Origin of the sequence: Paraglaciecola sp. (assembly GCF_039943935.1) — a bacterium.
GTDB lineage: Bacteria > Pseudomonadota > Gammaproteobacteria > Enterobacterales > Alteromonadaceae > Paraglaciecola.
Map to the genome: position 1 here is coordinate 1 of NZ_JBDUZQ010000008.1, position 7,762 is coordinate 7,762.

The following is a 7,762-nucleotide window of genomic DNA, read 5'->3' on the forward strand; positions in this document are numbered from 1 at the left end:
TGAAGGCGTAAAATGTGCCGGTAAAGGCTTAGTTGAGTTCTTCCAAGAGCGTGGCGCTACTAGCGTTATCAACTACATCTCTGAAAAAGTATCTAAATAAGCTCAAATAAACAAACTCTAAAAAAGCAAACAGTTAACCCCCTGTTTGCTTTTTTTGTACTTAATCAATATGACTCACGCCATTCTATTATTAGCGTGCTAGATAAAATTATTAAGCAATTAACCACTCAATAATGTAATGATAAAAGCTGATCTCTAGAATAACATTGAGTAGAAAAGTGAACCCCAATAATGCAAGCATCGTTAGGCCCATATCGACATCGGTGATACTGCTTTTAATTGCTGCTGGCGCTGCAATATAAGGTGCTCTAGCAAGTAAACTCGCTAGTATGACAGTGGTACCATCCCCAAGATCTAATACATAACCCGCCGCAACAGCAAAACATGCCAGTATACTAGGTGCTGTCAAAGCAAAAACCAGTAAACGCCACTGTTTAAAAGGTATAGGTTGTAACACACTGGCGACTAATCACATTTCTAATAAGAATAAGGCTAATACAGCTTTTAATGCACCTGTGAATAATTCAGTTACCTCACTACCACTTCGATATCCATACATAAAACCAATGATTACTCCACCTAACAGTAAAATAACTCCTCGATTGGTAAATGATTCATGCCAGAGGTTTTTCATACTGCTACTCACACCGCCTTTAAAGCGGATGTATAAAAGTAGGCCGACTACTATTGCGGGTAACTCAAGTCACACTAGATATAGGCTTATTTCTGGTACGGTCGCCAAATTATTGAGTTCAACATAGGCAAGGGCAACCGCAAAGGTACCCACACTAACTGAGCCATAATGGGCTGCAATACTGGCACTGTCGGCTAATGATAGTCGAATTAATTTGCGTAGTGCTGGAAACAACAATAATGAAAAAAGTGGGCCTAGGGCACATACCACTAATAATTCGGGAACTAAGCCTCAACTAAGGTTGCCGTGGAGTGCCATTTCGCCTTTTAAGCCAATGGTTAGCATTAAAAGTAAACTCATGCTGTCGAAGGCGGCCTTAGGCACTTTTAGATCAGAACGAACTCACTCTACAATTAGCCCAAGTAAAAAACATCACAACAATATCAGGCATCACAATCTCTTGTGCAAGTTTTGGCAAACGGCATTAGGGTATAGATATCTAAGAAGCTTTCAACATCAAAAATGTTGAGATAATCTCAATTTTATTCGAACTACTTTTAACTAAGAATAGAATGTTGGGGGACACATATATCTATCGGTTTTAAGTTATCTTTGTGGGCTTGGCTCATAAGCCTCAACATGAGGAGTCCCATGGCCAAACTCATGCTCCTTGATTTTAAGTATAACGATTCATATTGTGATTAATTATAGAGCAGCTTATATTAGGCTTTGAACTTAGATCAAATTATAAGTGCCAGCGAAATAGAGTTATGATTAAAACAGAAAAATTAGCTTGCCACGAATGCGATCTTTTATTGCATATACCTGAGCACACAAGTGCATGTCATTCTTTAGTCTGCCCTCGTTGCCAGCATAAAATCAGCAGTGGTCATTCAAATGCTTTAGATTCAGTTATTGCCTTAAGTATTAGCGCGTTGATTGTATTGGGTATCGCAATATCATTACCTTTTATTTCTTTTTCAGCTCAAGGGCAGGCACATAGTATTTCGCTGATGCACACCTCAATAGAACTTTACAGTCAAGGCTTTACTAGCTTGGCTGTAATAGCATTGGTTCTGATTGTGTTTTTTCCCTTTTTATATATATTTTGTCTTCTGATGATTACGCTACCGATAAAATTGGGTTTAATCACTAAAGCGCCTGTGACGCTTGGCAAGTTCATAGGGTTGCTGACTCCTTGGTTAATGGCTGATGTATTTTTGATTGGCGTATTGATAGCTCTAATTAAGTTGATACCCATGGCAGATATCAGTATTGGAGGTGCATTTTGGGCTTACCTAATGTTTGTGCCTTTATTTAGTTACGTTGTTTCGATTGTTGATCCGTATCGACTATGGAATTGGATTGACCATGACAGTAAGTGTGCGTATTAGAATGTCAAATAACACAAATTTATCAAGTCATTCTCAAACTACAGCAGCAAGTTGTGATCTAGTCAGTTGCCATACTTGCCATAAATTATCTCCCCTCACTTATACCCATTGTCCTAGATGTAATACCAAGTTGCATCTACGCAAACCAAACAGTATACAAATGACTTTAAGTTTTTTAGTGACAGCCATCTTACTTTATATACCTGCTAACGTTTTTCCTATCATGACCACTGAGGTTTTGGGGGAATCAACTCACAGTACAATTATTGGTGGTGTGGTCTTGTTTTTGAAACATGGCTCATATTTTATTGCCGTTATTATTTTTGTTGCCAGCGTGGTGGTACCTATCGCTAAAATGGCAGCTATTTTTTGGTTATGCTGCGCCACAATGAGCAACCGGCAGCTTCGCCATTTAGAATTAACACGCCTATATAGGCTCACTGAATTTGTTGGGAAATGGTCAATGGTTGATGTATTTGTGGTGGCTATTTTGGTAGCGCTAATCCAAGTGGACAATTTAATGTCAATCAAACCAGGGGTTGCAGCCTTGGCATTTTCTGGCGTAGTTGTTTTTACCATGCTCAGTGCGCAGAACTTTGATGTACGCTTAATTTGGGACAAAATAAAAAATGAATGAGTCAGTATCAAGTCAGCCAATTAAAACTGTGACTAAAACTAAAGTATCAAAAGTATGGTTGCTACCTATAGTCGCTGTACTAATAGGCGCCGCTATGATTTACAACAATTGGCAAAATCGTGGAATTGATATTCAAGTTACATTTAACACGGCTGAAGGATTAGTTGCAGGAAAAACCAAACTTAAAAATCGAGAAGTAGAAATTGGAACGGTCAATGCCATTTCTTTTAGTAAAGATAAAAAAAGCATATTGGTAGACATAAAAGTTGAAAGAGAGATGCAAGATTTTTTAGTAAGTGACAGTCAATTTTGGGTTGTGCGCCCTCGTATTGGACCTGGTGGAGTATCTGGTATCAGTACGTTATTGTCTGGCGCTTATATTCAAGTTGTACCTGGCTCATCAGATAAGTTCCATCAAGATTTTATTGGCCTAGAGCGACCTTTAATCAGTGTAATTAACACCCTTGGTATGCATGTTAATTTGGTGTCTTCGGGAGGCAAATCCTTACGTATTGGAAATCCTGTAATTTATAGAGGGTTTGAGGTGGGTAAGATTGAAGCATACGAATTTGATACTCAAAACCGCCAAGCCAAGTATCGTATTTTTATTCAATCTCCATATGATGAGTTAGTGACATCAAATACCGCCTTCTGGAATGCTGGAGGTATATCTATTAGAACTTCTACTCAGGGGATATCCGTAGACGTGGCAACCCTAGATACACTCATAGCTGGAGGGATTGAATTTGATGTCCCTGAAGGAGTAGATGTCGGCACTAATGTTGAAACTGGATCCAGCTTTAGGCTTTTTGAAAGTCGGCAAAGTATCGCAGAAAGCCGTCAGTACGCTTCTTTTGATTACGCGCTATTACTTGAAGAGTCAATTAGCGGCTTGGAAGCAGGCGCGCCAGTCGAATACCAAGGTATCCGTGTTGGAACTGTTGGCCCTCCTATTTTATTTGATAAATTAAAGGAAATTGCCAATATAAGAGTAGAGGAGAGAGTCCCTGTTATCATTCATATTGAACCAGAGCGTTTATCAAAAAATTCAGATTTCGACCTTCAAGAATTTCAAAATATTTTTGAGTTTTGGGTCCGCGATGGGCTCACTGCCACCCTTGAAACTGCTAACTTCCTTACTGGTAGTCGTAAAATCAGTCTGTATCCCTCTGGTGAAAAACAAGATGACATAGAAACTATAGGTAAATATAGAGTCATCCCAAGCCAAAAAAGCAGTTTAGATAACATCAGTAATCAAGTTAGTAGCATTTTAGCGAAAGTAAATAACTTGCCATTTGATAATACCGTTGAGCAACTGAATGCGACGTTAAAAAGTGCTGAAGAGACAATGACATCAGCAGACGAAGTATTATCTGAACTTCAAACTACATTGAATGAACTGCAAGTTACTTTAAATGGCGTACAGCCAGGCTCAGCTGTGTATCAATCTCTAGAAAAAACCATGTTGAAAGTACAAAGTACTCTAGATGGCATACAACCACTAGTCAAAGAAATAAGTAACCAACCCAACTCGTTAGTGTTTGGCGCTGCTCAAGGTCCTGATATTCAACCTAAAGCCCCAGTAAAAAAAGGACAATGACATGATTAAAGTATTTCTTACCACACTATTGTCGACTCTACTTGCAGGATGTTCTGTCACCGAATCGGTCCCAGAGATCCAATATTACTTATTAGACGCTATGCCCACAGAGCAAGAAATTAAGTTATCAACTAAACAAATCAATATCCCACCTATTGATTTGCCAGATTACCTGCAGCAACCCAACTTAGTCATGAGAGGTGAGCAGCAGCAAATGCATATGGCGCGCTATCATAGTTGGGCGGACAACTTGGGTGATTCAATTAGGCGAGTGATGGCAATTGAGCTTAGTCAACCAACTAGCGATACAAACAAAGCTAATACTTGCTCACCTTGTGTAAACCTGTATTTGTCCATACAACATTTTTATCCTACTCAAGATGGACAAGTCATTCTAAGTGGCGAGTTTACTATTGAACAATCATCACAAATGAAAAAACATACTCAACCGTTTTTCTTTTCGCAACCATTAAAAGCTTCGGGCTATGGTCAATCAGTTGTTCAAATGCGTAAAATGCTGAGCTTGTTAGCCAACCAAATAAAAGAACAAATGGTAAAACAAGTTAAGGTTGAAAAAAATTAACTATTACCCATATCAAAAGAGCTAAAATGCATGGCGCAGTTGTGTCAATTTCTTTTTAAGTTTTATCTCTCTGCGTGCTGCCCAAATTCATAACACGGGGAGAAGTACGATTAAAATTCTCGCCGAAGTAAGTGCTTTTAGAATTATTCTGTCCATTGGAAAAACATCATAATAAAATGATCCCAATAGATATGTGGCAATCACTATGAATGTTATCCAAAATGAGCGCTTGGTTAGCCGTGCAATTCTAATATTGTTTTTGACCTGCTTTTTTCAATTCTGGATAAATTGATTTGTATTTTGGCTAGACCAACCGATTGAGAACCTTCGTAACCAAAGTAGATAGACAACAAATGGACAGATTAGAACTGTCATCACTATAGAGTAAATTAAGGTGTACCTATCAGATTTGTCAGAATTTAAATATAAAAACACCACCGGGAAAATCACACCAAATACATCCAAACAAGCATAGAGCTTTTGCTTTATCTTCATTCTCTACCAAGTTTTACTGGTAGCCTGTATATCAGGGTTATCAGTCGATTGTTTTTGCCAATGCTGATTTAGGGGGTCTTGATTATTAGACATTTTGAATAGCCTCCATCAATTATTTGAGTGCCCGATTCAACATTACGCCAGCATTTGTTAGGTCATTTAAAAAAGAGGGGTATTTTGAACTTATATTGACTTAGTGTGTCTGACTTTATAGTTTTTATGTGTGTTCTCATTTTTAAGCCTGATATGTTTATCAAGCTTTTTTTTGCTTGTCACTCTGTTTAATACACCCACTTTTTTACAAATACCCTTGGCTGCCCCCACATAAAAACCAAAGAGGAACACAAACCTCTACGACCAACACTCCGTCAGCTTGCGTGCCTAAAACACCAACTTTAGATATCTAGATAACAACTACACCAACGCCTCTGAATACTTAACAGTTGAAAATGTATTGCGCCCTTGTTCTTTTGCTGAGTACAAAGCAATGTCTGCCATTTTATATAAACGCATTGCATCAATATTATCGCTCAACGCACCAGTACAAGCCCCCATACTGACAGTCAAGTAGGGCGCAATTGGTGAAACTTTATGGGGTATATTAAGTGCAGTTATTGAGGCTTGGATTTTTTGCATGACCTTTATTGCAGCTTTTGAATCCGTATCAGGCAAGATGCAGAAAAACTCCTCCCCCCCCATTCTGGCTACTATGTCATTAGCTCGTAATAAATTTTGACTAATCACATTTGCTACAGATATTAAACAGTCGTCTCCAGCCAGGTGACCATACTCATCGTTAAACAGCTTAAAATAATCGATATCAATGGCAATTAAAGTTAACGGTGTTCCTTCTGAATTCGCAGCTGCTAACGCAATCTTTATAGACTCATCATACTTACGACGATTAGCTATATTGGTGAGCGGATCAATTTTGGTAAGATCATCTAATTGCTTATTCAATTGGGCAATCATTTGGGTTTTAGTTTCTTTCTCTGTATTTATTGTTCCAATGAGAAGCGCAGTACTACACGCAGCAAAAATATATATTTGCATATAGAAAATGGCGTAACTTAAATCATTAAACATAAAAATGAATGGCCCAAGTTTTACCGTGCTATAAAATCCACAAGTTAAGAATACAATCGTTATCCAAGTAGACGTAATGTAATGGTTAAACCTCAATGCGACCCACATAGCGACAGGAAACAGCAAAAATATCAAACTGACAGTAAATTTATTGTAGTGCTCTCTCCCAAACACTCCAACCAATATCAGCAATGTTGAAGCACACATTACCGCGAGTTCAAATAGCTGTTGTTTGTCTATTCGTAGTGAGAGTGTTTTGTCTTTAATAGAGCGAAAAATATGAAAGGCTGTAAGTGTAGAAGCAAAAATACTTACTGTATTTCCAACGAACCATATAAGTGAGTTGCTTAACTCTGGCCGGATACCTGCAATAAACCAAAGCGCCCCAGCCCCAATAATGACATTAAATAAAGCACTTAGCATGCAAAGCACAGTCAAAAATAAAATATTTTGACGCAAATCAATAAAAGTAATGGGTTCTTTACATAGATAGGTAAAAACAATAACTGCCAACATTACGCTTAACACATTGGCTAATAAAAAACCTATTTGAGAAAACTCAAAGCTACCAAAATGAGTGTACACACCTATAAAATAGGCAGCCACGATACCTAATGCCAAAGGAATCCATCGCTTGGGGGAGCAAACTAAAAATAATGCGATGGCAATACCGTTCCCTAGCCATAAAATGGCGATATTTCCCACCATGAAAAATGCAGCACTCAAATATATCATGGCCATATAGCTCACAATCATCATTGCAAAGACAATTAAATTTGATACTGAGAAGAAAGACTTAAAGCGAACGATTATTTCCATTAATTAGCTCTATAAAGATGATAAGTAAACATATAAATTTTGCGTTTTAGAAAAAAAGGGATTGTCCCATCAAAAAACAGCAGCCTTTTTGAACCTTATAAGTAGAACCATGTTAAAGGTAATTCCGCCTTGCGTCACGCTATGCTTTGCCATAGAAGCAGCAATAGTATCATTTACGTTATTGATTTTGATAGAAGCCCTTTCAATACAAAGAAGGTCAACCTAGAAATAGCCTCGTTAGGTTTATTATCCTAGCAACACGTTATAAGTTATAAATTTGTTGAACTTATACTGACATAGCGCGTCTGACTTTATAGTTTTTATGTGTGTGTTCTCATTTTTAAGCCTGATTTGTTATCAGGCTTTTTTTTGCCTGCGATTCAATGTTAATCATTAATATGCATCACTAAAGTAAACGCCTTTTTTTTAACATCTGCTTTTTCTACCTTCAATG

5 protein-coding genes and 1 pseudogene are annotated in these 7,762 nt (G+C 37.8%); 4 read left to right on the plus strand and 2 right to left on the minus strand.

Going from position 1 to position 7,762, the window contains the following annotated elements; all coding sequences use genetic code 11:
* Window positions 1–211 precede the first annotated feature (211 nt).
* Window positions 212–1,145 (minus strand): annotated as a pseudogene (locus ABJD71_RS04895) (sodium-dependent bicarbonate transport family permease).
* 319 nt (window positions 1,146–1,464) lie between these two features.
* On the opposite strand from ABJD71_RS04895, the gene ABJD71_RS04900 reads away from it, so the two are divergent.
* From ABJD71_RS04900 to ABJD71_RS04915, 4 genes are read left to right on the plus strand one after another with little or no spacing between them, the layout of a single operon-like run.
* Entirely contained in the window at window positions 1,465–2,088 is a 624-nt protein-coding gene (locus ABJD71_RS04900; protein WP_348165425.1) for a paraquat-inducible protein A, read from the plus strand.
* Window position 2,089: 1 nt separating this feature from the next.
* The gene (locus ABJD71_RS04905) at window positions 2,090–2,725 is read left to right on the plus strand and encodes a paraquat-inducible protein A (RefSeq protein WP_348165428.1); all 636 of its coding nucleotides are present in this window, start codon (window positions 2,090–2,092) and stop codon (window positions 2,723–2,725) included.
* Complete coding sequence (gene pqiB / locus ABJD71_RS04910) at window positions 2,718–4,325, plus strand: intermembrane transport protein PqiB (RefSeq protein WP_348165431.1); 1,608 nt, start codon at window positions 2,718–2,720, stop codon at window positions 4,323–4,325. The genes ABJD71_RS04905 and pqiB overlap by 8 nt, the downstream gene beginning before the upstream one ends.
* A gap of 1 nt (window position 4,326) precedes the next feature.
* The gene (locus ABJD71_RS04915) at window positions 4,327–4,908 is read left to right on the plus strand and encodes a PqiC family protein (RefSeq protein ID WP_348165433.1); all 582 of its coding nucleotides are present in this window, start codon (window positions 4,327–4,329) and stop codon (window positions 4,906–4,908) included.
* 909 nt (window positions 4,909–5,817) lie between these two features.
* On the opposite strand, the gene ABJD71_RS04920 is transcribed toward ABJD71_RS04915, so the two are convergent.
* Window positions 5,818–7,308 (minus strand): diguanylate cyclase, encoded by a 1,491-nt coding sequence (locus ABJD71_RS04920; protein ID WP_348165436.1) that lies wholly within the window; start codon window positions 7,306–7,308, stop codon window positions 5,818–5,820.
* Window positions 7,309–7,762 lie beyond the last annotated feature (454 nt).

Coding starts and splice junctions, on each gene's coding strand:
- pqiB (WP_348165431.1), top strand. CDS start 2,718: ATGAATGAGTCAGTATCAAGTCAGCCAATTAAAACTGTGACTAAAACT.
- ABJD71_RS04905 (WP_348165428.1), top strand. CDS start 2,090: ATGTCAAATAACACAAATTTATCAAGTCATTCTCAAACTACAGCAGCA.
- ABJD71_RS04920 (WP_348165436.1), bottom strand. CDS start 7,308: ATGGAAATAATCGTTCGCTTTAAGTCTTTCTTCTCAGTATCAAATTTA.
- ABJD71_RS04915 (WP_348165433.1), top strand. CDS start 4,327: ATGATTAAAGTATTTCTTACCACACTATTGTCGACTCTACTTGCAGGA.
- ABJD71_RS04900 (WP_348165425.1), top strand. CDS start 1,465: ATGATTAAAACAGAAAAATTAGCTTGCCACGAATGCGATCTTTTATTG.